Genomic DNA, 23096 nt, shown 5'->3' on the forward strand with positions numbered 1-23096 from the left:
GACACAAATGGAGTACAATGATTTTCATCTGTTCGGACGGCTGGTCAACAGGCCGTCTGAACAACCGACAACCGTTCCAATCAGGAGAATAAACGTGAAATTTAGCACAAAAGCCGAAACTTTGCAGGCTCAACAGGCAGGTGCGCAATTATTTGTCTGCGCCGAAGCATCGCAACTGAGCAACCCGACTGCCCTTGCCCTCTTCGCATCCCTTGAAGAAGGTCAAAATTTCGCCGACACCAAAATCCCGACGGACAACGGTTTGCAAGCCATTGCCGTCACCCGCCTCGAAAAAACCGACCGCACCGCATTGAACAAAGCTGCAGCCGAAGCCGCCAAATGGGCGCAAAATCAAGAAACGGTCAATGTGGACGTTTATGCCTTTGAAGAAGCGCAAGCGGCAGCCGTTGCCGAAGCGTTTGCGATTGCGTTCGGCAATACCGCCTACCGTTTCGACCGCTACAAAAAAGAAGCCAAACCGGCTAAATTTGCAGAAGCCGTGTTCCACAGCGCGCACGAAGCCGCCGTCAAAGAAGCCCTGCGCGTTGCCGAAGCGCAAGTTTACGGACAAAGCCTCTGCCGCGATTTGGGCAATGCCGCACCGAACGAATGCACGCCTGAATTCCTCGCGCGTACCGCCAAAGCCGAAGCCGAAAAACTGGGCGCACACGCCAAAATTATTGAAAAAGACTACATCAAAGAAAACATGGGTTCGTTCTGGTCTGTCGCAAAAGGCAGCGTCGAAGACCCATATTTGGTTGAACTGAGCTATTTCGGTGCAGCCGACAAAGAAGCCGCACCTGTGGTATTGGTCGGCAAAGGCATTACCTTCGACACCGGCGGCATCTCCCTCAAACCCGGTCTGAACATGGACGAAATGAAGTTCGATATGTGCGGCGCGGCAACCGTCATCAGTACCTTCTGCGCCGCCGTCAAACTGCAACTGCCGATCAACCTGATTGCCATCGTCGCCACTTGTGAAAACATGCCTTCCGGCGCAGCCAACAAACCGGGCGACGTCGTAAAAAGCATGAAAGGCTTGACCATCGAAGTGTTGAACACCGATGCCGAAGGCCGTCTGATTTTGTGTGACGCGCTCACTTACGCCGAACAATTCAAACCCAAAGCCGTTATCGACGTCGCCACCCTGACCGGTGCGTGCATCATCGCCCTGGGTCATGACGTCAGCGGCGTGATGGGCAACAATCAAGATTTGGTCGACAGCCTGCTGGCCGCTTCCCGCAACGTGGACGACAAAGCATGGCAACTGCCGCTCTTTGAGACCTACAAAGACCAACTCAAATCCAACTTTGCCGACATTCCAAACATCGGCACGCCGGGTGCAGGCACGATTACCGCCGCAACATTCCTGTCTTACTTTACCGAAGACTATCCATGGGCACACCTCGACATCGCAGGTACAGCATGGAAATCTGGCGGTGAAAAAGGCGCGACCGGCCGTCCTGTTCCTTTATTGCTGAACTATCTGCGCAATGTGAAATAAATCTTGGGGGAAGCCTGCGGGGTTAATCGTTTCAACCCTGCAGGCCGTCTGAAAACGGAATCCGCATTATCTGACTCAACCTGACAAACGGAGAACCACCATGAAACCACTATTTGCCGCATTATCTGTCGCCCTTCTGCTCGGCACATCCATAAGCGCTCAAGCTGCCGAACAAACCACTCCCACCGACCGCAGCATCCAAGTGTACAAAAAAGCCGACTTAGCTGAATGGAACCGCGAAAACGCAGCCGGAGGCCAAGGCCCCTTGCTCGGCAGCTTTGCCTTCACGCGCCATCAAACCGCCGACCAAGACGCATTCAAAGAAATCGGCTGGCTCACATTACCGCCGGGCGCCTCCATTGGGCAACACAAACATACCGGCAATGAAGACGTTTACATCATCGTATCCGGCAAAGGCCTGTTTACCGATAGCGAAGGCAAACAAACCGAAGTCGGCGCCGGCGACATTACCATCGCCCGCCCCGGCCAGTCCCATGCTTTGAAAAATATCGGCAAAAAGCCGTTGGTATTCCTTGATCTGATTGCCGAGACCGCTGGCGCTAAAGCCGCCGAAACCAAGTAATACTTTCAATGAAAGCAAACCATCTGCCATGACTTTCTGCCTTACCCAAACCAGGCAGCAGAGAGATTGTTCCGTTTTCATTTAAACCTACATACAAGCTAAAGGCCGTCTGAAAACCACGCTTCGTTTTCAGACGGCCTTTTTTCTCAAAAATCTTATCATATAAACAATGAAATGTTATATAATAACAGCCTTTCGAAATATGATGAGAAACTAAAATGACACAAACCACACTCAAACCCATTGTTTTATCTATTCTTTTAATCAGCACCCCCATCCTTTCCCAAGCGCATGAAACCGATCAGTCGGTGGACTTGGACGAGGTTACCGTCGTCGGCAAAAGCCGTCCGCGCGCGACTTCGGGGCTGCTGCACACTTCAACCGCCTCCGACAAAATCATCAGCGGCGATACCTTGCGCCAAAAAGCCGTCAACTTGGGCGATGCTTTGGACGGCGTACCGGGCATTCATGCCTCGCAATACGGCGGCGGCGCATCCGCTCCCGTTATTCGCGGTCAAACAGGCAGACGGATTAAAGTGTTGAACCATCACGGCGAAACGGGCGACATGGCGGACTTCTCGCCAGACCATGCCCTGATGGTGGACAGCGCCTTGTCGCAACAGGTCGAAATCCTGCGCGGCCCGGTTACGCTCTTATACAGCTCGGGCAATGTGGCGGGGTTGGTCGATGTTGCCGACGGAAAAATCCCCGAAAAAATGCCTGAAAACGGCGTATCGGGCGAAGCCGGATTGCGTTTGAGCAGCGGCAATTTGGAAAAACTGACGTCCGCAGGCATCAATATCGGTTTGGGCAACCACTTCGTGCTGCATACCGAAGGCTTGTACCGCAGATCGGGCGATTACGCCGTACCGCGCTATCAAAAAGAAGAAGGCCGTCTGAAACGACTGCCCGACAGCCATGCCGATTCAAAAACCGGCAGCATCGGCCTGTCTTGGGTGGGTGAGAAAGGTTTCCTCGGCGTGGCGTACAGCGACCGTCGCGACCGCTACGGCCTGCCTGCCCACAGCCACCTCTACGACGACTGCCACGCCGACATCATCTGGCAAAAAAGCTTGATTAACAAACGCTATTTGCAGCTTTATCCACACCTGCTGACCGAAGAAGACGTCGATTACGATAATCCGGGTTTGAGCTGCGGCTTCCACGACGACGATAATGCACACGCCCATGCCCACAACGGCAAACCGTGGATAGACCTGCGCAACAAACGCTACGAAATCCGCGCCGAATGGAAGCAGCCATTCCCCGGTTTTGAAGCCCTGCGCGTACACCTGAACCGCAACGACTACCACCACGACGAAAAAGCAGGCGATGCAGTAGAAAACTTCTTCAACAACAAAACACACAACGCCCGTATCGAGTTGCGCCACCAACCCATAGGCCGTCTGAAAGGCAGCTGGGGCGTGCAATATTTGGGACAAAAATCCAGCGCGCTCTCCGCCATTCCCGAAACCGTCCAACAACCGATGTTGATTGACAACAATGTCCGCCATTACAGCTTTTTCGGTGTAGAACAGGCAAACTGGGACAACTTCTCGCTTGAAGGCGGCGTACGCGTGGAAAAACAAAAAGCCTCCATCCAGTACGACAAAGCCCTGATTGATCGGGAAAACTACTACAACCAGCCCCTGCCCGACCTCGGCGCGCACCGCCAAACCGCCCGCTCGTTCGCACTTTCGGGCAACTGGTATTTCACGCCACACCACAAACTCAGCCTGACCGCCTCCCATCAGGAACGCCTGCCGTCAACGCAAGAGCTGTACGCACACGGCAAACACGTTGCCACCAATACCTTTGAAGTCGGCAACAAACACCTCAACAAAGAGCGTTCCAACAACATCGAACTCGCGCTGGGCTACGAAGGCGACCGCTGGCAGTACAATCTGGCACTCTACCGCAACCGCTTCGGCAACTACATCTATGCCCAAACCTTAAACGACGGGCGCGGCCCCAAATCCATCGAAGACAACAGCGAAATGAAGCTCGTACGCTATAACCAATCCGGCGCCGACTTCTACGGCGCGGAAGGCGAAATTTACTTCAAGCCCACGCCGCGCTACCGCATCGGACTTTCCGGCGACTATGTACGAGGCCGTCTGAAAAACCTGCCATCCCTACCCGGCAGGGAAGATGCCTACGGCAACCGTCCTTTCATCGCACAGGACGACCAAAACGCGCCCCGTGTTCCGGCTGCGCGCCTCGGCTTCCACCTGAAAGCCTCGCTGACCGACCGTATCGATGCCAATTTGGACTACTACCGCGTGTTCGCCCAAAACAAACTCGCCCGCTACGAAACGCACACACCCGGACACCATATGCTCAATCTCGGCGCAAACTACCGCCGCAATACGCGCTATGGTGAGTGGAATTGGTATGTCAAAGCCGACAACCTGCTCAACCAATCCGTTTACGCCCACAGCAGCTTCCTCTCCGATACGCCTCAAATGGGCCGCAGCTTTACCGGCGGCGTGAACGTGAAATTTTAAAATTGGACAGGCAAACAAAAAAGGTTTTCAGACGGCCGTCTGAAAACCTTTTTTCTTATTTTAACCAATCATTTAAAACTGACTATTAATCTTTCAACACATCTTGCACAGCCGCTTGAATTTTAGCCGCCGCTGCTTCGATTTGCTGCTGTTCGGTAGATTGGCTTACCACTGTTTCAACCGGAGCAGCTTGTGAAACTGGCGCGGCTTGTGGAGCTGCGGCTTTAGGCTCAGATTCAGCTTGCGGCGCAGTCAGCGGCAAACGCGCCAATACAGTGCTGACGCCGGTGACTTTATCGCCAATCGCCACTTGCACCTGCGCATCGACAGGCAGATACATATCCACGCGCGAGCCAAAGCGGATAAAACCATAGCGTTCGCCGCGAGACAGTTTCGCACCTGCTTGGGTGTAGCATAAAATACGGCGCGCCACCAAACCGGCTACTTGAACAAAAGTAATTTCACGACCAGAAGCCGTAGTCGCCAAAACCGCATTACGTTCATTTTCTGTGCTGGCTTTGTCCAAATCCGCATTCACGAATTTGCCTTTGTTATAGACCACTTTCGTTACCGTACAATCGGCAGGCGATTTTTGCGAATGCACGTTGAACACGTTCATAAAAATACTGATTTTCAAAGCATCGACATCACGATACGGATCGCGTGCGCGCTCGACCACCACGATACGGCCGTCAACAGGGCTCAACACCGCTTCAGGATTTTGCGGAATCTCACGCGCAGGGTCGCGGAAAAACTGCAAAGCAAATACAGTAAACACCCAAAACGGCAAAGACCACCAGCCGCAGCACATAGACACTAGCAGGCTCAAAGCCAAACCGCCGCCGATAATTGGCCAGCCCTCACGGGCAATAATCGGGTGGGGATACAAACGGTTCATCATTTATCCTTCATTTAATAATTTCAAAATTGCCGCCATTATATCTGAAACTCCAAACATTGAGGCCGTCTGAAATGTTCAGACGGCCGGTGTCTTTTGTAAAAAATACTCAACATAGATAAAGTTTCAGTTTCGGCAACACAATGACGCAGCGTCCTCAACACGCGGCTCACACGAGCCAACAATACGCTGCAAATATCATTTCGACCAAACCTCTGCCCTCGATTATCTCGACAAGCCCAGTATGACCGCCAATACCAGCCAAATCCAATGCCGACGGCGCGATGTAGAAAACAAAGCGCGCTGAGACAGCAAACGCGTTTGGCTCAACTGATACGCCACATCTGCGAGCTTAATCAACTGATTTCCCTGTCGTGTTTTGCTTTCTTCCGCTTTACGCAGTTTCAAATTTTCCGCTTCAATCCTCAGCCGCACCAGCTTGGCTTCTAAAAGCAGCAGCTCGCGCTCTTCTTCATACTCCTGTTGCTTCATCGTCCGTATCCTTGTCTATCTCACCGCGCAAATACGCAATGTCCGATCGAATATCCTGCAAGGTTTCAGCCACGCGACTGCCCTGCTCCCGATAGTCCGCCGATACTTTGCGGAACAATACAGCAATAATCAGCAGACTTACAAAGAAAATGCCGAAAAATACCCACAAAGCGGCCACATCCGACAGCACGCGGTTCAAGCCGAACAGCAAACCGACCAAGCCCACCATCAACAGCGCGCCGGACAACACCAGCCAAATCGCCAAACGGAACACATTCTCCGCCTGACGCGTCAAATCCAAGCCCAATACCTGCAAACGCAGCAGCAGCAAATCCGCGCCCTGATTCAACAAAGCCTTGCCATGTTCAAAACGCTGGCGAATTCCCATCTTAACTATCCTTTTTTTCAGGAAAACATAAGGCAGAGGCCGTCTGCACGGCGCAATGAAACCCATGATTTCATGTACACACCTGTTCAGACGGCCTTAACATATTCGCATTAACGGCGGTTCAACAACACACCGACAACCAAACCGGCCAATGCGGCAAAACCCATTGCGTAATATGGTTTTTCATGTACCACTTCATCAGCTTGTTTGGCACCGCGTTTCAAGCGCGCACCAGTATCTGATTCTAAATCGGAAAAAAGCTCTTTACCATCGTTAAATCGTTCGCTAATTTCTTCTTGAAAGCTGCTAAAACGCTCTTTGGCTTCTGCCAATTTTGCTTCCAATTTAGCGCGAATTTTACTACCTTCTTCCGAACCGGCTTCAACACCATTGCGGTACAGTTCGTCCACATCATCCATTACTTCTCGGATATCTTCCAACAAAGCATCACGACGTTTTTCAAAATTATGTTTTTTCATAATACATACTCTCCTATAGATTGATATGGTTACAGATTGTTCATCTGTTAATAACATTATAACCATTTATTTCCAAATAAACGTTAATTTAAATTAAATTAAGTGCTTATTCTGAAAACAAGTAAATGAAATTTAAAAAAAGGCCGTCTGAAAACTTCAGACGGCCTTTTCAATTCAGCTTAAAGACTTAAGTCTTATGCCAAACCTTTTGCTTTCAACACTTCCAGCATGGTAGTGCCCAACTCGGCAGGACTGCGGGTGTAAGCGATACCGGCTTTTTCGAAAGCGGCGAATTTTTCTTCGGCAGTACCTTTACCACCAGAGATAATCGCACCGGCGTGGCCCATACGTTTGCCTTTAGGAGCAGTAACACCAGCGATGTAACCTACAACAGGTTTGGTTACGTTGGATTGGATGTATTCGGCTGCTTCTTCTTCCGCAGTACCGCCGATTTCACCGATCATGATGATGGCATCGGTATCTGGGTCTTCTTGAAAGAGTTTCAGTGCGTCGATTTGGTTCATACCAGGAATCGGGTCGCCGCCGATACCGATACAGGTTGATTGACCCAAGCCCAGTTTGGTGGTTTGTGCCACGGCTTCGTAAGTCAATGTACCGGAACGGGAAATAATACCGATACGGCCAGGTTGGTGGATGTGGCCCGGCATAATACCGATTTTGCACTCACCCGGAGTAATCACGCCCGGGCAGTTAGGGCCGACCAAGCGGGTACCGTTGCCGTTGGTTTCCAAGTAACGTTTGGCTTTGAGCATGTCCAGAGTAGGCACTCCTTCGGTAATCACAACGACCAAGCCTACGCCTGAATCAACTGCTTCAACGATAGAATCCAAAACAAACGGAGCTGGAACGTAAATTACGGATGCGTCCGCGCCGGTTTCTTTAACGGCTTCTTTCATAGTGTTGAATACAGGCAGGTTCAGGTGGGTTTGACCGCCTTTACCCGGGGTAACGCCGCCGACAACTTTAGTGCCGTAAGCCAGAGCTTGTTCGGAGTGGAAAGTACCGTTTTTACCGGTGAAACCTTGAACCAATACTTTGGTGTCTTTATTAATCAATACGCTCATTCTTTTCTCCTTAGGCGTTTACGGCTGCAACAATTTTTTCGGCTGCGTCATTCAGGCCGTCTGCAGAAGTCAGTTTCAGACCTGATTCGTTCAGGATTTTCGCGCCGAGTTCGGCGTTGTTACCTTCCAAACGAACAACGACAGGAACGTTGACGTTGATTTCTTTAACGGCTGCCACGATGGCTTCCGCAATCATGTCGCAACGTACGATACCGCCGAAGATATTGATCAATACGCCTTTAACGGATTTGTCTTCCAGAATCAGTTTGAACGCTTCAACCACGCGGTCTTTGGTTGCGCCGCCGCCAACGTCCAAGAAGTTGGCAGGTTGGCCGCCTTTGAGTTTGATGATGTCCATAGTAGCCATCGCCAAACCGGCACCGTTAACCATACAGCCGATGTTGCCTTCCAGGGCAACATAGTTCAGGTCGAATTCAGAAGCTTTCAGCTCACGTTCGTTTTCTTGAGATTTGTCGCGCAATTCAGCGATTTTTGGCAGGCGGTAGAGCGCGTTGCTGTCGATGCCGATTTTGCCGTCCACGCAAGCCAGTGCGCCGTTTTCGCGAACTGCCAGTGGGTTTACTTCAAACAGGGCGAAGTCGTTTTCGATAAACGCTTTGTACGCACCGGTCATCAGTTTGACGAACTCGTTGATTTGTTTGTCTTTTAAGCCCAGTTGGAACGCAACTTCGCGAGCTTGGCAAGGTTGCAGGCCAACCAGCGGATCAACGGTTACTTTGAAGATTTTTTCTGGAGTTTCGGCAGCAACTTTTTCGATTTCCACGCCACCTTCGGTAGAAGCCATGAATGTAACGCGGCGGGTAGAACGGTCAACCACTGCGCCCAAGTACAGCTCGGTTTGAACCGGATACATATCTTCGCAAACCAAAACGCTGTTGACAGGTTGGCCGTTGGCATCGGTTTGGTAAGTTACCAAGTTGGTGCCAATCAGGCTTTCAGCCACTTCTTTAGCTTCTTCGCGGCTTTTAACGACTTTTACGCCGCCCGCTTTACCGCGGCCGCCGGCGTGTACTTGTGCTTTGACAACAGCGAATTTGCCGCCCAATTTGTCGTAAGCTGCAGCGGCTTCTTCGCCGTTGTGTGCCAAAATACCGCCTTGTACGGGCAAACCGTAGCTAGCCAGCAGTTCTTTAGCCTGATACTCGTGTAAATTCATGGATTTCTCCTTAAGGTGAGTGGGTTTTAGGAATCGCCCTGCGGCCAATCCCATATTTTCAGACGGCCCTACTATTTACTGAAGGGCAACCACATCCGCGCCAGCAGATACATGGTTGCGCCGCCTCCCCCGAGAATAAAAAAGACAATGCCTTTTTTACGCGAATTCGGGCAGAGCAGATAAACGGCAAGGCTGAAACTGATAAACAACAATGCCACGCGCCAAACCAATTCTTTATCTTTGAAACGGTTGAGCGTATAAGTTTCGGTCATCATCACATACATTTGCCACAATGCGGCCATACACATGCTGATGATGCCCATCGGTATAAAGAAAATACCGACTATTTCTTTGTTCATAACGAATGTAAATGCTGTTTGTTTGCCTGACGGAATTATAAATCAGAAAACGAAGCTCTCGAAACATTCAATTTGTCGAAGGTCTTAAAGCCGTCTGAAAAGTTTCAGACGGCTTTAATGTCTATCAACCGTGCAAAGCGCGTTTGTCGGCCGCCAATGCAGCTTCGTGAACCACTTCGGACAAGGTTGGGTGAGCATGGATAATGCGGGCAATATCTTCGCTGCTGGCGAAGAATTCGAGCGCAGTCACGCCTTCGGTAACCAATTCGCTGACAACCGGGCCGATCATGTGTACGCCCAAGATGCGGTCGGTTTTGGAATCTGCCAACACTTTAACCGTACCTTTGGCTTTGCCCATTGCCAATGCGCGACCGTTTGCACCGAAACCTGAAGTACCTTTTTTGTACTCCACGCCTTCGGCTTTGAGCTGCTCTTCGGTTTTACCCACCCAAGCGATTTCAGGGTCGGTGTAAATCACGAATGGTACGTTGTTGAAGTCGATATGCGGTTTTTGACCGGCAATGCGTTCGGCAACGGCAACGCCTTCGTCGCTGGCTTTGTGTGCCAACATCGGGCCGCGAACCACGTCGCCGATTGCCCATACGTTAGGCAGGTTGGTACGGCATTCGCCATCTACTTTGATAAAGCCGCGTTCGTCTTTTTCCAAGCCTACGGCTTCGGCGTTCAGGCCTTTGGTGTTTGGAATACGGCCGATGGCAACGATCAGTTTGTCGAATACTTCGGTTTTGGCTTCGCCGGCAGCTGTTTCGTAAGCAACGGAAACGCCTTTGCCTTCAGATTTGATGTCACCGATTTTCACGCCCAATTCGATGCTCAGACCTTGCTCTTTGGTGAAGTATTTGAAGGCTTCTTTGGCGATTTGTTGGTCTGCGGCAGCCAGGAAGGTCGGCGCGGCTTCAAGAATGGTAACTTCTGCACCCACGCGGTTCCATACGGAACCCATTTCCAAACCAATCACGCCGGAACCGATCACGCCGAGTTTGGCAGGTACTTCGGTCAGGTTCAATGCGCCTTCGTTGTCCAACACGTTCACGTTGTCGATAGCGACTTGTGGCAGCGGACGCGGTACGGAACCGGTCGCTACGATGACGTGTTTGGCTTCGATAACGGTTTTCTCGCCTTTGTTATCGACTTCGATTTGGTAAGCATCGCCATTTTTACCGGCAAAGGAAGCAGTACCGAACAGGCTGGTAACTTTATTTTTTTGGAACAGGAATTTCACGCCGCCGGTCAGCTTGGTCACGATGGCATCTTTGCGCTCAATCATTTTGGCCGCGTCGAATTTTACGTCGCCGACAGTGATACCGTGTTCTGCAAAATCGTGTTGCGCAGCGTGGAAATGTTCGCTGGATTGCAACAAGGCTTTGGAAGGGATACAGCCTACGTTCAAGCAAGTACCGCCCAATGCTGGGGCGTTGCCCGCTTTGTTAACGCCTGCGTCAACGCAAGCGGTTTTGAAACCCAGTTGCGCGGCACGAATGGCGGCAACGTATCCGCCCGGGCCTGCACCAATCACTACTACATCATATTGAGACATCGTGTCATCCTTTGTTTTTGCAGTATCTCAAAATAAAAACGATACTTTTTGTTTCTTTTTTATTTTGAATGACTGCGTTTTGATGGTTTTAAGAAAAGGCCGTCTGAAAGTCCATATCTGCCGATTCATTCGAATCAAATGTTTCAGACGGCCTCAATCGTTTGTTGAGCCTATTGTAGCACGATACTACATTACGCCACATCTAAATAAAAATTCAGACGGCCTTTTCATTAACAAATAAAAGGCCGTCTGAAACGATTACAGATCCAACAACAGGCGGGCTGGGTCTTCCAACGCGTCTTTAATGGCTACCAAGGTCAATACAGCTTCGCGGCCGTCAATGATACGGTGGTCGTAAGACAGAGCCAGATACATCATTGGACGGACAACAACTTGGCCGTTTTCAACCACAGCGCGCTCTTTAGTGGCGTGCATACCCAAAATCGCAGATTGAGGCGGGTTGATGATCGGGGTAGACATCATAGAACCGAAAGTACCGCCGTTGGTGATACTGAAGGTACCGCCGGTCAGATCTTCGATAGCGATTTTGCCGTCTTTAGCTTTTTTCGCGTAATCAACAATTGCTTGTTCGATGTCGGCAATGCTCATTTGGTCGGCATCGCGCAGGATTGGCACAACCAAACCGCGTGGGCTGCCAATTGCGATACCGATGTCGAAGTAGCCGTGGTACACGATGTCTTTGCCGTCAACAGAAGCATTCACAACCGGGTATTTTTTCAGGGCGGCAACAGCGGCTTTAACGAAGAAGGACATAAAGCCCAGTTTCACGCCGTGTTCTTTCTCGAATTTATCTTTGTACTTCGCACGCAAGTCCATGATTGGTTTCATGTTGACTTCGTTGAATGTAGTCAAAATGGCGTTTTCTTGTTGAGAAGCCAGGAGGCGTTCTGCAACACGGGCACGCAGGCGGCTCATTGGTACGCGTTCTTCAGGACGTGCGCCGGCAGGAAGTGCAACAGCAGGAGCAGCGGCTGCGGCAGGTTTGGCAGCGGCATTTTGTACGTCTTCTTTCAATACGCGACCGTCACGGCCGGAACCTTGCAATGCGTTCACGTCAACACCGGTCTCGGCAGCCAGTTTGGCGGCGGCAGGCATCGCGGCGTTGTTTTGTGCAGCAGCAGGAGCGGCAGCCGGGGCAGCTTCGGCAGGAGCGGCTGCAGGTGCTTCAGCGGCGGCAGTAGCAGCGGTATCGATGCGTGCCAAAACTTGATCGGCAACAACGGTTTCACCGTCTTGCGCTACGATTTCAACCAATACGCCGGCTTGTGGAGAAGGTACTTCCAAAACCACTTTGTCAGTTTCGATATCGATCAGGATTTCGTCACGGGCAACGGCTTCGCCAACTTTTTTCTTCCATTCCAAGAGCGTGCCTTCAGATACGCTTTCAGACAGCATAGGTACTTTTACATCAATAATCATTTTGTGTCTCCAATGGCCCTTTCAGACGGCCTGTTGTGTGTTTTTAATTCTGCATATGGGTATTCCGCCTGAGCAGACTCAGACGGAATGCTACTTGGTTTACAATGCCAAAGCGTCTTCAACCAATTGTTTCAATTGAGCAATGTGTTTGCTTGAGTAGCCCACTGCAGGTGATGCGCTGCTTGGACGACCGGCATAAGACAGTTTTTGCTCTTCGCTGATAACGTCTTCGATGCGGTGGCGGATTTGGTAGAACGCGCCTTGGTTTTTCGGCTCTTCTTGTGCCCAAACCACAGATTTTGCGTTCGGATATTTCGCCAGCTCAGCTTTAACCTCTTCGTATGGGAACGGATACAGCTGCTCAACGCGGACGATAGCGACATCATCTTCCAGTTTACGCTCGGTACGGCCTGCTTCCAAGTCATAGTAAACCTGACCGGCACACAATACCACACGTTTCACGCTGTCGTTGCTTACGCGTTCGGCGGTATCGCCGATAACCGGACGGAAAGTCGAACCTTCGGTGAAGTTTTCCAGCGGGCTCATTGCACCTTTAAAGCGCAACAGGCGTTTGGACATGAAAATCACCAGCGGTTTGCGGTATGAACCCAAGACTTGACGTTGCAAGAGGTGGAACATTTGCGACGCTTCAGACGGCATGATGACTTGCATATTGTTCTCAGAACACAGTTGCAACCAACGTTCTACACGTGCAGAAGAGTGCTCAGGGCCTTGACCGTCGTAACCGTGCGGCAGGATGGTGGTCAGACCGCACAAGCGACCCCACTTGGTTTCGCCTGAAGACAGGAATTGGTCAATAGTCACTTGCGCGCCGTTGGCGAAGTCACCGAATTGCGCTTCCCAAATGGTCAGCTTGTCAGGAGCGGAGCAGGCAAAGCCGTACTCGAACGCCATTACGGCTTCTTCGTTCAAGATAGAGTCGATAACCAGGAACTCGCCCAAGCCTTCGCCCATGTTGCGCAGAGGAACATAAGTACCGTCGTCCCATTTTTCGCGTTTTTGATCGTGCAGAACGGCATGACGGTGTGAGAATGTACCGCGGCCGGAGTCCTCACCAGAGATACGCACGCCATGACCTTTGGTCAGCAGGCTTGCGTATGCGAGGGTTTCGGCCATACCCCAGTCGATGGCTTGTTTGCCGGATGCCATGGCTTTACGCGCTTCGATCACACGTTTTGCAGTCGGATGCAGGGCAAAGCCTTCCGGTACGGCGGTAAATTTCTCGGTAAGACGCTCGATGTCGGCGGCAGGCAAACCGGTTTCGATTTTTTCGCGCCAATCTTTACCTTGGTATTTACTCCAGTCGATTTGTGTGCGTTGGAAGTTGCTCAAAGTTGTTTGTTCAACATGTTCGCCTTTGTCCAAAGCATCACGGTAGGCTTGGATGTAACCGTCAGCCTCAGCTTGAGTTACCACGCCTTCGGCAATCAGTTGCTCGGTGTACAAAGCACGCGCACCCGGGTGTTGCGATACTTTTTTATACATCATCGGTTGGGTCAAGGTCGGATCATCGCCCTCGTTGTGGCCCCATTTACGGTAGCAGACAACGTCGACCACGATGTCTTTATGGAATTTTTTGCGGTAATCCAAGGCAGCTTGGATGGCAAAGCAAACGCGTTCAGGATCATCGCCATTCACATGGATAACCGGAGCGGAAACCATTTTTGCGATATCGGTACAGTGTACGGTTGAACGGGTATCGCGGGTATCGGAAGTCGTAAAGCCGATTTGGTTATTGATCACGATGTGAACAGTACCGCCGGTGGTATAACCGCGTGTTTTAGACAGGTTGAATGTTGCTTGGTTAACACCCAAACCGATAAATGCGGAGTCACCGTGAATCAATACTGGCAAAACTTTATCGCGGCCGTTTTCGCCCAAACGTTTTTGTTTGGCGCGCGCAGAACCTTCCACTACTGGGTTAACAATTTCCAAGTGTGACGGGTTAAATGCCAAAGAAACGTGCATTGGGCCGTGCGGAGTGGCGATGTCGGAGCTGAAGCCCATGTGGTATTTCACGTCGCCGCTAGGCAATTTGATTTCGGCACGGCCTTCAAATTCGGCAAACAGATCAGCCGGTTTTTTACCCAAAATGTTAACCAAAACATTCAGACGGCCACGGTGTGCCATACCGATGATGACTTCTTCCACACCGTCTTTACCGGCGTTTTGAATCAGGTAATTCAAACCAGCAATCGCGCTTTCGCCGCCTTCTACACCAAAGCGTTTTTGACCGACATATTTGGTATGCAGGTAGCGTTCCAGAGTTTCGGCAGCAGTCATTTCTTTCAAGATACGGCGTTTTTGTTCAACGTTGTAGCTTGGCGTAGACAGTACGCTTTCAAAATAATTGCGAACCCAGCGGCGCTCTTCGGTATTTGGAATGTAGATGTACTCTACCGCAATATGGCCGCAGTAGGTTTGTTTGAGGTTGCTGATGATTTGGGACAGAGGCAGTTTGCTCTGACCGGAAAAATCGCCCTCGCCCATATTGAACTGAAGCGCCATATCGGCATCTGACAGACCGTGGAATTTAGGATCGAGAGCTTCGATATTTTGAGGAGGGATACGTTTGAGCGGATCAAGTTGGGCTGCACCCACGCCTTGGATACGATAGGCAGAAATCAGTCGCAAAACGCTGACTTGCTTTTTCATCATTGCCTCATCCACACCGCCTGCGACGGCTGCGGCAATTTTCTTTTTAGCCAAAGTGGCAAATGATTCACGAATCGGTGTATGGGCAACATCGACAGCGACTGCGCCCGGCTGTTTACTCAAATCGGTAAAGTACTGTTTCCATTTTTCATCGACAGATTCCGGATTATCCAGAAACTTTTCATACAACTCCTCGATGTATGGCGCATTAGAACCAAACAGATAAGAGAAATTGAGTTTTTCGTCCATCATGGCGTGAGCTCTTTTCTTTAAAATATAAACAAAGGGTAGAATCCCGTGTTCTCCGAACGGAATTCAGGCCGTCTGAAATGACACTTTATTCTACCCTATTTCAAATCAAATTACCTGCTATCAACTTAATTAATTACGACCAACCTCATTGAAAACGGCAATTCGATTTTTTCAAACGACTTTTCAACAATATATTAATGTATTGTCTATTAGCGTTTATCTACCGGAACGTAATCGCGACGTTCTGCACCGGTATACAGTTGACGTGGGCGACCGATTTTCAGTGCCGGATCGCTAATCATTTCATGCCAATGAGAAATCCAACCTACACTGCGCGACAATGCGAAGATAACGGTAAACATTTCAGTTGGAATGCCCAATGCGGACAAGACGATACCGGAGTAGAAATCGACGTTTGGATACAGCTTGCGCTCAACAAAGAATGGATCTTTCAGTGCTATTTGTTCCAATTCCATCGCCAGCTTGAATTTAGGACTGTCTTCCAAGCCCAATTCTTTCAAGACTTCATAACAGGTTTCGCGCATGATGTTGGCTCGTGGGTCCATATTGCGGTATACGCGGTGACCGAATCCCATCAGACGGTATCTGCGTTGTTTCACGCCTTCCATGTATGCAGCAACATTAGACACATCGCCGATTTCATCCAACATTTTCAACACAGCTTCGTTTGCACCGCCGTGTGAAGCACCCCACAGACAGGCGATACCGGCAGCGATACAGGCAAACGGGTTCGCGCCGGAAGAACCGGCCAAACGCACGGTTGAAGTTGACGCGTTTTGCTCGTGATCAGCATGCAAAATAAAGATGCGGTCGAGCGCGCGGGCCAAGACTGGATTAGGTTTGTATTCTTCACACGGTGTGGCAAACATCATGTGCAAGAAGTTTTCAGCATAGGAAAGGTTATTTTTTGGATAATTGAACGGCAAACCGTTGGAATAACGGTAACACATTGCCGCAATGGTCGGAATTTTGGAGATTAAGCGGTAAATCGCGATTTTGCGGTGTTCAGGATTGGTAATATCCAAGCTGTCTTGATAGAAAGCAGACAAAGCGCCAACCACACCCACCATCATCGCCATCGGGTGCGCATCGCGACGGAAACCGCGGAAGAACCAAGTCAACTGTTCATGCACCATAGTATGGTGGCTGACTGTAGCATCAAATTCTTTTTTCTGTTCGGGCGTAGGCAATTCGCCGTAAATCAACAGATAGCAAACTTCCAAGTAATCGGATTTTTCGGCCAACTGCTCGATAGGATAACCACGGTAATACAACAGACCTTTATCGCCGTCAATATAAGTGATTTTGGATTCGCAACTTGCAGTGGACACGAATCCTGGGTCGAATGAAAACAGACCTGTATTTTTTGTCAACGCACGGATGTCAACCACATCATGGCCGATACTTGCTTCCAATACTGGCAGTTCCAAGGTCTCTTGATTTGGGGTGGTGAGCTTGACTGATTTAGACATTCTTAAACTCCTTTGTAAGTTGGGGCTTTCGTTGCCGCCCAAGCGGCACGGTCCTTTTTTCAGACGGCCTCAGTATGGAAAAAGCTTGTTCGGATTGGCATCGCAAACAAGCTCTATAACACATCATGCCTGTCTGATTTTTTCAAGCATGGGAATCAGGTGTTTCTTGTCCGTTGCCGAATGTCCGTTAATCAAGGCAAGCAACTCTTGGTCTTGAAATTCGAGGATTTCGGAAAATTCGGACAACTCCTGATCACTCAGGTGCTCGAATTCTTTTTCCATAAACCTACCGAAGATTAAGTCTAATTCCAACAATCCCCGGCGGGTTTGAAAACGGATTTTCCGTTTGGCAATATCGTCAAAAACCATCATTTCTTAAACGGCTCGTTTCAACATAATCTCTTTAATCTTACCGATGGCTCGGGTCGGATTCAAGTGTTTAGGACATACGTCTACGCAGTTCATAATGGTGTGGCAACGGAACAAACGGTATGGGTCGTTCAGATTATCCAAACGCTCATTAGTGATGGTATCACGGCTATCCGCAATGAAACGGTAAGCATTCAGCAAGCCAGACGGACCAACGAATTTATCAGGATTCCACCAGAATGACGGGCAGGCAGTCGAACAGCAGGCGCACAAAATACACTCGTACAAACCGTCCAACTCTTTACGCTCTTCCTGAGTTTGCAGACGCTCTTTGTCCGCATCGATAGGGTTGTCGTTGACAACGTAAGGTTTGATTGAGTGATATTGTTTGAAGAACTGGGTCATATCCACAATCAGGTCGCGGATAACAGGCAGACCTGGCAGAGGGCGGATTTTAACCGGCTGTTTCAGGCTGCGCAGATCGGTCAGACATGCCAAGCCGTTTTTACCGTTGATGTTCATACCGTCAGAACCGCAAATACCTTCGCGGCAAGAACGGCGGAAAGACAATGTATCGTCTTGTGCTTTCAGGCGCACTAAAGCGTCCAAAAGCTTAACGTCGGTTGGTTCCAATTCCAACTCGTAACGTTGCATATAAGGTTTGGCATCAACGTCCGGGTTGTAACGGTAAATTTCAAAACTCATTTTTTCCATGAGAAGTGTTCCTTTTCTCATAAACTGCTCAATGATTTTGTATTATGAATTCAAGCAGTTCAATGTGGGTATGGTTAGGTTTCAGACGGCCTTTAAGGTAAAGGCCGTCTGAAAACTCATCAATAAACGCGTTTAGCCGGTTTGATGTATTCCACGCTCAAAGGCTTGGTATGTACCGGTTTGTAAGACAAAGTATTGGTATCTGAATGATACAGGGTATGTTTCATCCAGTTTTCGTCATCGCGCTCAGGATGGTCGTCTGAAGCGTGTGCGCCACGCGATTCTTTACGTGCTTCGGCAGACACCAAAGTCGCTTTCGCTACTTCAATCAGATTATCCAATTCCAAAGCTTCGATACGCGCGGTATTCCATACTTTGCTCTTGTCTTTGATTTCAGTACGTTTCACGCGCTCGGCAATCTCCATGATTTCTCGAACGCCTTTGCTCAGAATCTCATCGGTACGGAACACACCGGCATGCAGTTGTACGGAGCGTTGCAGTTCGCGACGCAATGCATCAACGTTTTCACCATCGGTTTGGTTGTCCAAACGCTCGATACGTTGGCGGGTCAATTCACCGGCATTAGCAGGCAGAGGTTTCCAGTCGCTTTGCTCTTTGATGAATTTAATCATACTGTCGCCGGCAGCTTTACCGAATACCACCAAGTCCAACAGGGAGTTGGTACCCAAGCGGTTCGCACCGTGTACGGAAGCACAAGCGCACTCACCTGCTGCATACAGGCCTTTTACAGGCACTTCGTAATCTTCACCTTGCGGAACAACAACTTCGCCGTGGTAGTTGGTCGGAATACCGCCCATCATGTAGTGGGTAGTCGGCACAACAGGAATCGGGTCTTTAATCGGGTCAATACCAGCAAACTGAATGGAAATCTCGCGGATGCCCGGCAGTTTTTCCATAATTTTTTCTGCGCCGATATGGTCGATTTTCAGCAATACGTGGTCTTTGTTTTTACCACAGCCGCGTCCTTCGTAGATTTCCATTGCCATCGCACGGGAAACCACGTCACGGGAAGCCAAGTCTTTTACAGTCGGAGCGTAACGTTCCATAAAGCGTTCGCCATCGGCATTCAGCAGAATACCGCCCTCACCGCGCACACCCTCAGTAATCAATACACCGGCACCGGCTACACCGGTCGGGTGGAATTGCCAGAATTCCATGTCTTCCAACGGAATACCTGCACGGGCACAAATACCCAAACCATCACCGGTATTCATATAAGCATTGGTAGAAGAAGCATAAATACGACCGCCACCACCGGTAGCAAACATCACAGCTTTAGCGTGGAAAATATAAACTTCGCCGGTTTCCATTTCCATAGCGGTTACACCGACTACGTCGCCGTTTTCATCACGAATCAAATCTTGCGCCGTCCATTCCACAAAGAATTGTGTATTGGCACGGACGTTTTGTTGGTACAAAGTATGCAACATCGCATGACCGGTACGGTCGGCAACCGCACATGCACGTTCTACCGCACGTTTACCGTGTTCGGCAGTATGACCACCGAAAGGACGTTGGTAGATTTTGCCACTTTCCACACGGTCAAAAGGCATACCCATGTGTTCCAACTCAATTACGGCTTCAGGCGCAGCGCGACACATAAACTCAATCGCATCTTGGTCGCCCAACCAGTCGGAACCTTTCACGGTATCGTACATATGCCAATCCCAACGGTCTTCCTGCACATTACCCAATGAAGCAGAAATACCGCCTTGAGCCGCTACAGTATGAGAACGGGTTGGGAACACTTTAGACAAAACAGCACAATTCAGGCCGGATTTAGACAATTGGAGGGCTGCGCGTAAACCTGCACCACCACCGCCAACAATCACGGCATCAAACTTGCGAACAGGAAAACCCATATTTACCCCCAAATTACTTTAACTGAATACACCAAGCAGCCTACCAACCAAACGATGGTGGCAACTTGTAAAAACAAACGCAGGCCGAAAGGCTTAATGTAGTCCATCCACAAATCGCGGATACCTACCCATGCATGCAGGAATACGGCCAAGAAGCTCACTTGGGTAAATACTTTCACCCAAGTTTGATCAAAAAATGCCTGCCATGCCGAATACTCTTTAGGCAACGTAAACAAAACAACCAAAAGAACCACGGTGTACACCAACATGATGACCGCAGTTGCACGTTGCATTGCCCAATCGCGCAAACCGTAATGCGCACCTGTCAATTTACGTTCTACCATAACAAAGCTCCCAAAACGACGGTCAGAATCAAAGCAGAAGCAAATACAACTTTAGCAGTAGTACGGGCAGTATTTAATTCCAAGCCTTTGTGTACATCCAAAAACAGAAAGCGGATACCGGCGAAAAAGTGGTGCAGATATGCCCACAACAGACCGATAAGGATCAGCTTCACAAACGGATTGGAAATAGCAGTACGATATGCTTCAAACGACGCTTCGCGATCCAGCGTTCCGGAGAAGAAATACAAGAGAACAGGCAGCATCACAAACAAGCCGACGCCGCTGATACGGTGAAGAATAGATACAATCCCCGGTATGGGCAATCGGATATTCGGAATTTCCAAAAATACCGGGCGTGATTTGGCGGACATGGTCAGTTCCTCTAGATTTATTATCAGCTCAAAACCTATAGCTCAGCACTACAATAAGCTACATAAACCATAATTTACCTGTTTTATCTCATTTTGAACAGTGCAATTTATGAATGCTCTAATGATTTTTACCAAAAGACTAATAAAATCAAACAATCATTCTTAGATTTTTTTTTGTGTGGCTAGCCTTTTTTGTTACTTTCCTGCAATTAAGCCATCTCCCCATCAAAGCACTTACGATAACATCATTATTGTTTGAGAATTGTATCTATTGTGAGATAAATTCTCACTCTTGATACCTAATCTTTACAAAGGCATAAGCCATTCTTAACTTATTACCATTGCATTATCATCACTACTCTTACATAGTTATACATTCAAAGACATTTCATCCGCCCCAAATAGACTAAAATACGACGTAACACCAACCATGTTTCCATACCTTATAAGGAAGCTGCATCATGACACACTCCCCTCATCAAAACACACCCGATCCGGAAGACTACATCCCCTCCTTCCGCCGTCGAAACTTAGACACATCCGGCTTCATGAAAAAACTCGGACGCTTTGCCGGTCGCTTGGGTAAACCTGTCGTCCGCCAGCTTTATGCGCTTTATTATCTCTGGGAATCCGAACATACACCCAAACGTGCAAAAATGATTATTGTCGGCGCACTGGTTTACTTCCTCAGTCCTATTGACAGCATTCCCGACCTTCTGATTCCATTTGGCTTCAGCGATGACATTGCCGTCATTGCGCTGGTTTATTCTCAGATGAAAAACTATCTGACCGAAGATATTCAAGAAAAAGCCCGTCAAGCGGCTGACAAGCTGTTTGGTTCTTAATTGGATAAAGTCCGACTACACATATATAAATACAAAAAGAAGGCCGTCTGAATATTCAGACGGCCTTCTCAGTTTATGACTTTTTATTTCAAAGGCTGCATACCCATAACTTCCATCAGGAAGTTGGTAAACGCAGGATTGCTTGGTTTGGTATCCATGTTTTTCCAACGCTGTTGCCAACCGCGCAAAGCACCTTGGATGTACTGTTTGGATTGCTCGGTAGTAATTTCACCACGTTGGCTGTCAACGGCAGAACGCAGATAAACTTCGTACATACTGTCATCGACAGAGTTGCGTCCCACTTGTTGGATACGGAAGCGGTTCAAATATTGTGCAGCCTGAACTTTGGTCAGACTACCTTGGCTCACTTGGGTACTCAAGCGACGTGCTTCATCATGAATCTTGGAAACATCTGCCCAATGCGAAGGAGCTAAATGATAACCGGTAGCTGAAACTTGTGAATCAGCCTTAGGTTTCTTAACGTTGGTTGGTCGAACTGGCACTTCTTTCAATGTTGGAACATAAATCGATTCACAACCGGCAAGTGCCGCCACAGCAAAGATAGGAAGAATGTATTTTTTCATAATGCGCATTATAAGCATGATTCGTTGAAGAAACCAACTTTTGAATAATGGTATTCAAAGCTCATTAACTGAATTACAACAGATTTCATACGATATCTCAAGCCCATACGCAAAAAAGGCCGTCTGAAAACGGCCTTTTAACAACAATCCTATATTATGCCAAATCGGCAAACAGAGGCGTAGAAAGATAGCGTTCGCCATATGATGGCAACAAGACAACGATCAACTTACCTTCGTTTTCAGGTTTTTTAGCCAGTTGCAATGCGCTCCATACTGCGGCACCTGAAGAAATACCTACCAAAATGCCTTCTTTTTCAGCCATAGCGCGCGCAGTTTCAAACGCTGCCTCGTTAGGTACTTTGGAAATGCTGTCGTAAACAGTCGTATTCAAAACGCTGGGGATAAAGCCTGCACCCAAACCTTGAATCGGATGCGGACCTTTCTCGCCACCGCTCAATACTGGGGAAGCTTCAGGCTCGACAGCCACGATTTGAACTTCGGGTTTGTATTTTTTCAATACTTCGCCCACACCGGTAATCGTACCGCCTGTACCTACACCGGCCACGAAAATATCTACTTTACCGTCTGTATCGCGCCAAATTTCTTCGGCAGTGGTTTTGCGGTGAACTTCAGGATTAGCCTCGTTATCAAATTGGCGCGGCATAAAGTAAGTATCTGGATGTTCGTCCACCAAAGACTGGGCTTTAGCAATAGCGCCCGCCATACCTTCGGCAGCAGGTGTCAAAATTAGCTCTGCACCGAATGCACGCAGCAGCATTTTGCGTTCTTTACTCATGCTTTCAGGCATAGTAATCGCCAATTTATAACCGCGGGCCGCACACACCATGGCCAAACCGATACCGGTATTGCCACTGGTTGCCTCGACGATAACGGTATCTTTATTGATTTTACCGGCTTGCTCGGCCGCTTCAATCATAGATTCGGCAATACGGTCTTTCACGCTGCTGCCCGGATTGAAAAATTCAAGTTTAACGGCGATTTGCGCTTTTAAACCTTCGGTCAGGCGGTTCAGTTTCACCAGAGGTGTGTTGCCGATCAGCTCGGTAATATTATTTGCAATTTTCATTTCCTGCT

General features: G+C 49.1%; 22 protein-coding genes. 4 read left to right on the forward strand and 18 right to left on the reverse strand.

Annotation, left to right across the window (positions count from 1 at the left end):
* The first annotated feature begins 94 nt into the window (after window positions 1–94).
* The 3 genes from DBY95_RS05300 to znuD all read left to right on the forward strand — a co-directional run bounded on the left by DBY95_RS05300 (window position 95) and on the right by znuD (window position 4594).
* On the forward strand, window positions 95–1504 hold the full coding sequence (locus DBY95_RS05300) for a leucyl aminopeptidase (protein ID WP_107723620.1): 1410 nt from the start codon (window positions 95–97) through the stop codon (window positions 1502–1504).
* A gap of 100 nt (window positions 1505–1604) precedes the next feature.
* Entirely contained in the window at window positions 1605–2087 is a 483-nt protein-coding gene (locus tag DBY95_RS05305) for a cupin domain-containing protein (RefSeq protein ID WP_107723621.1), read from the forward strand.
* A gap of 218 nt (window positions 2088–2305) precedes the next feature.
* On the forward strand, window positions 2306–4594 hold the full coding sequence (znuD, locus tag DBY95_RS05310) for a TonB-dependent zinc receptor ZnuD (RefSeq protein WP_107723622.1): 2289 nt from the start codon (window positions 2306–2308) through the stop codon (window positions 4592–4594).
* 85 nt (window positions 4595–4679) lie between these two features.
* On the opposite strand, the gene DBY95_RS05315 is transcribed toward znuD, so the two are convergent.
* The 16 genes from DBY95_RS05315 to sdhC all read right to left on the reverse strand — a co-directional run bounded on the left by DBY95_RS05315 (window position 4680) and on the right by sdhC (window position 20572).
* Window positions 4680–5492, reverse strand: a complete 813-nt coding sequence (locus tag DBY95_RS05315) for a phosphatidylserine decarboxylase (RefSeq protein ID WP_107723623.1) — start codon at window positions 5490–5492, stop codon at window positions 4680–4682.
* A gap of 225 nt (window positions 5493–5717) precedes the next feature.
* A complete protein-coding gene (locus DBY95_RS05320; protein ID WP_070645454.1) occupies window positions 5718–5984 on the reverse strand; it encodes a hypothetical protein in 267 nt (88 codons plus the stop codon).
* Complete coding sequence (locus DBY95_RS05325) at window positions 5965–6372, reverse strand: phage holin family protein (RefSeq protein WP_107723624.1); 408 nt, start codon at window positions 6370–6372, stop codon at window positions 5965–5967. Before DBY95_RS05325 ends, DBY95_RS05320 begins: the two co-directional genes overlap by 20 nt.
* Before the next feature lie 110 nt (window positions 6373–6482).
* The gene (locus DBY95_RS05330) at window positions 6483–6851 is read right to left on the reverse strand and encodes a DUF883 family protein (RefSeq protein ID WP_107723625.1); all 369 of its coding nucleotides are present in this window, start codon (window positions 6849–6851) and stop codon (window positions 6483–6485) included.
* Window positions 6852–7045: 194 nt separating this feature from the next.
* Complete coding sequence (sucD, locus tag DBY95_RS05335; protein ID WP_003678822.1) at window positions 7046–7936, reverse strand: succinate--CoA ligase subunit alpha; 891 nt, start codon at window positions 7934–7936, stop codon at window positions 7046–7048.
* Window positions 7937–7946: 10 nt separating this feature from the next.
* Window positions 7947–9113 (reverse strand): ADP-forming succinate--CoA ligase subunit beta, encoded by a 1167-nt coding sequence (gene sucC / locus DBY95_RS05340; protein ID WP_003675098.1) that lies wholly within the window; start codon window positions 9111–9113, stop codon window positions 7947–7949.
* Between the two features lie 71 nt (window positions 9114–9184).
* The gene (locus DBY95_RS05345; RefSeq protein ID WP_004519272.1) at window positions 9185–9472 is read right to left on the reverse strand and encodes a hypothetical protein; all 288 of its coding nucleotides are present in this window, start codon (window positions 9470–9472) and stop codon (window positions 9185–9187) included.
* A 124-nt stretch (window positions 9473–9596) separates the two neighbouring features.
* Complete coding sequence (gene lpdA / locus DBY95_RS05350) at window positions 9597–11030, reverse strand: dihydrolipoyl dehydrogenase (RefSeq protein ID WP_101755269.1); 1434 nt, start codon at window positions 11028–11030, stop codon at window positions 9597–9599.
* Between the two features lie 258 nt (window positions 11031–11288).
* Entirely contained in the window at window positions 11289–12470 is a 1182-nt protein-coding gene (gene odhB, locus DBY95_RS05360; RefSeq protein ID WP_063075931.1) for a 2-oxoglutarate dehydrogenase complex dihydrolipoyllysine-residue succinyltransferase, read from the reverse strand.
* Between the two features lie 99 nt (window positions 12471–12569).
* Window positions 12570–15398: a 2-oxoglutarate dehydrogenase E1 component gene (locus DBY95_RS05365; RefSeq protein WP_107723627.1), complete on the reverse strand. Its 2829-nt coding sequence runs from the start codon at window positions 15396–15398 to the stop codon at window positions 12570–12572.
* A gap of 209 nt (window positions 15399–15607) precedes the next feature.
* Window positions 15608–16891 (reverse strand): citrate synthase, encoded by a 1284-nt coding sequence (gltA, locus tag DBY95_RS05370; protein WP_107723628.1) that lies wholly within the window; start codon window positions 16889–16891, stop codon window positions 15608–15610.
* A gap of 123 nt (window positions 16892–17014) precedes the next feature.
* Window positions 17015–17263 (reverse strand): succinate dehydrogenase assembly factor 2, encoded by a 249-nt coding sequence (locus tag DBY95_RS05375; RefSeq protein WP_003678830.1) that lies wholly within the window; start codon window positions 17261–17263, stop codon window positions 17015–17017.
* A 3-nt stretch (window positions 17264–17266) separates the two neighbouring features.
* Complete coding sequence (locus DBY95_RS05380) at window positions 17267–17974, reverse strand: succinate dehydrogenase iron-sulfur subunit (RefSeq protein WP_003678833.1); 708 nt, start codon at window positions 17972–17974, stop codon at window positions 17267–17269.
* A 119-nt stretch (window positions 17975–18093) separates the two neighbouring features.
* Complete coding sequence (gene sdhA, locus DBY95_RS05385; RefSeq protein WP_004519265.1) at window positions 18094–19857, reverse strand: succinate dehydrogenase flavoprotein subunit; 1764 nt, start codon at window positions 19855–19857, stop codon at window positions 18094–18096.
* A gap of 2 nt (window positions 19858–19859) precedes the next feature.
* Complete coding sequence (gene sdhD, locus DBY95_RS05390; protein WP_003678837.1) at window positions 19860–20201, reverse strand: succinate dehydrogenase, hydrophobic membrane anchor protein; 342 nt, start codon at window positions 20199–20201, stop codon at window positions 19860–19862.
* Window positions 20195–20572 (reverse strand): succinate dehydrogenase, cytochrome b556 subunit, encoded by a 378-nt coding sequence (sdhC, locus tag DBY95_RS05395; protein WP_049336763.1) that lies wholly within the window; start codon window positions 20570–20572, stop codon window positions 20195–20197. The genes sdhD and sdhC overlap by 7 nt, the downstream gene beginning before the upstream one ends.
* Window positions 20573–21033: 461 nt before the next feature.
* Between sdhC and DBY95_RS05400 the strand changes: the two genes are divergently transcribed.
* Window positions 21034–21417, forward strand: coding sequence for a YkvA family protein (locus tag DBY95_RS05400; protein WP_049329785.1), 384 nt, complete (start codon window positions 21034–21036; stop codon window positions 21415–21417).
* Between the two features lie 83 nt (window positions 21418–21500).
* On the opposite strand, the gene DBY95_RS05405 is transcribed toward DBY95_RS05400, so the two are convergent.
* Together DBY95_RS05405 and cysK are read right to left on the reverse strand one after the other, a co-directional pair.
* On the reverse strand, window positions 21501–22001 hold the full coding sequence (locus tag DBY95_RS05405) for a membrane lipoprotein lipid attachment site-containing protein (RefSeq protein ID WP_371440888.1): 501 nt from the start codon (window positions 21999–22001) through the stop codon (window positions 21501–21503).
* A gap of 154 nt (window positions 22002–22155) precedes the next feature.
* Entirely contained in the window at window positions 22156–23088 is a 933-nt protein-coding gene (cysK, locus tag DBY95_RS05410; RefSeq protein ID WP_107723629.1) for a cysteine synthase A, read from the reverse strand.
* Window positions 23089–23096: the final 8 nt, after the last annotated feature.

It is taken from the genome of Neisseria subflava (assembly GCF_003044935.1).
GTDB lineage: Bacteria > Pseudomonadota > Gammaproteobacteria > Burkholderiales > Neisseriaceae > Neisseria > Neisseria subflava_E.

Bases quoted from the DNA above. Each gene is read 5' to 3' on its own strand.
- DBY95_RS05305 (WP_107723621.1), top strand. From the start codon at position 1,605: ATGAAACCACTATTTGCCGCATTATCTGTCGCCCTTCTGCTCGGCACA.
- znuD (WP_107723622.1), top strand. From the start codon at position 2,306: ATGACACAAACCACACTCAAACCCATTGTTTTATCTATTCTTTTAATC.
- DBY95_RS05315 (WP_107723623.1), bottom strand. From the start codon at position 5,492: ATGAACCGTTTGTATCCCCACCCGATTATTGCCCGTGAGGGCTGGCCA.
- DBY95_RS05320 (WP_070645454.1), bottom strand. From the start codon at position 5,984: ATGAAGCAACAGGAGTATGAAGAAGAGCGCGAGCTGCTGCTTTTAGAA.
- DBY95_RS05325 (WP_107723624.1), bottom strand. From the start codon at position 6,372: ATGGGAATTCGCCAGCGTTTTGAACATGGCAAGGCTTTGTTGAATCAG.
- DBY95_RS05330 (WP_107723625.1), bottom strand. From the start codon at position 6,851: ATGAAAAAACATAATTTTGAAAAACGTCGTGATGCTTTGTTGGAAGAT.
- sucD (WP_003678822.1), bottom strand. From the start codon at position 7,936: ATGAGCGTATTGATTAATAAAGACACCAAAGTATTGGTTCAAGGTTTC.
- sucC (WP_003675098.1), bottom strand. From the start codon at position 9,113: ATGAATTTACACGAGTATCAGGCTAAAGAACTGCTGGCTAGCTACGGT.
- DBY95_RS05345 (WP_004519272.1), bottom strand. From the start codon at position 9,472: ATGAACAAAGAAATAGTCGGTATTTTCTTTATACCGATGGGCATCATC.
- lpdA (WP_101755269.1), bottom strand. From the start codon at position 11,030: ATGTCTCAATATGATGTAGTAGTGATTGGTGCAGGCCCGGGCGGATAC.
- odhB (WP_063075931.1), bottom strand. From the start codon at position 12,470: ATGATTATTGATGTAAAAGTACCTATGCTGTCTGAAAGCGTATCTGAA.
- DBY95_RS05365 (WP_107723627.1), bottom strand. From the start codon at position 15,398: ATGATGGACGAAAAACTCAATTTCTCTTATCTGTTTGGTTCTAATGCG.
- gltA (WP_107723628.1), bottom strand. From the start codon at position 16,891: ATGTCTAAATCAGTCAAGCTCACCACCCCAAATCAAGAGACCTTGGAA.
- DBY95_RS05375 (WP_003678830.1), bottom strand. From the start codon at position 17,263: ATGATGGTTTTTGACGATATTGCCAAACGGAAAATCCGTTTTCAAACC.
- DBY95_RS05380 (WP_003678833.1), bottom strand. From the start codon at position 17,974: ATGGAAAAAATGAGTTTTGAAATTTACCGTTACAACCCGGACGTTGAT.
- sdhA (WP_004519265.1), bottom strand. From the start codon at position 19,857: ATGGGTTTTCCTGTTCGCAAGTTTGATGCCGTGATTGTTGGCGGTGGT.
- sdhD (WP_003678837.1), bottom strand. From the start codon at position 20,201: ATGGTAGAACGTAAATTGACAGGTGCGCATTACGGTTTGCGCGATTGG.
- sdhC (WP_049336763.1), bottom strand. From the start codon at position 20,572: ATGTCCGCCAAATCACGCCCGGTATTTTTGGAAATTCCGAATATCCGA.
- DBY95_RS05400 (WP_049329785.1), top strand. From the start codon at position 21,034: ATGACACACTCCCCTCATCAAAACACACCCGATCCGGAAGACTACATC.
- DBY95_RS05405 (WP_371440888.1), bottom strand. From the start codon at position 22,001: ATGAAAAAATACATTCTTCCTATCTTTGCTGTGGCGGCACTTGCCGGT.
- cysK (WP_107723629.1), bottom strand. From the start codon at position 23,088: ATGAAAATTGCAAATAATATTACCGAGCTGATCGGCAACACACCTCTG.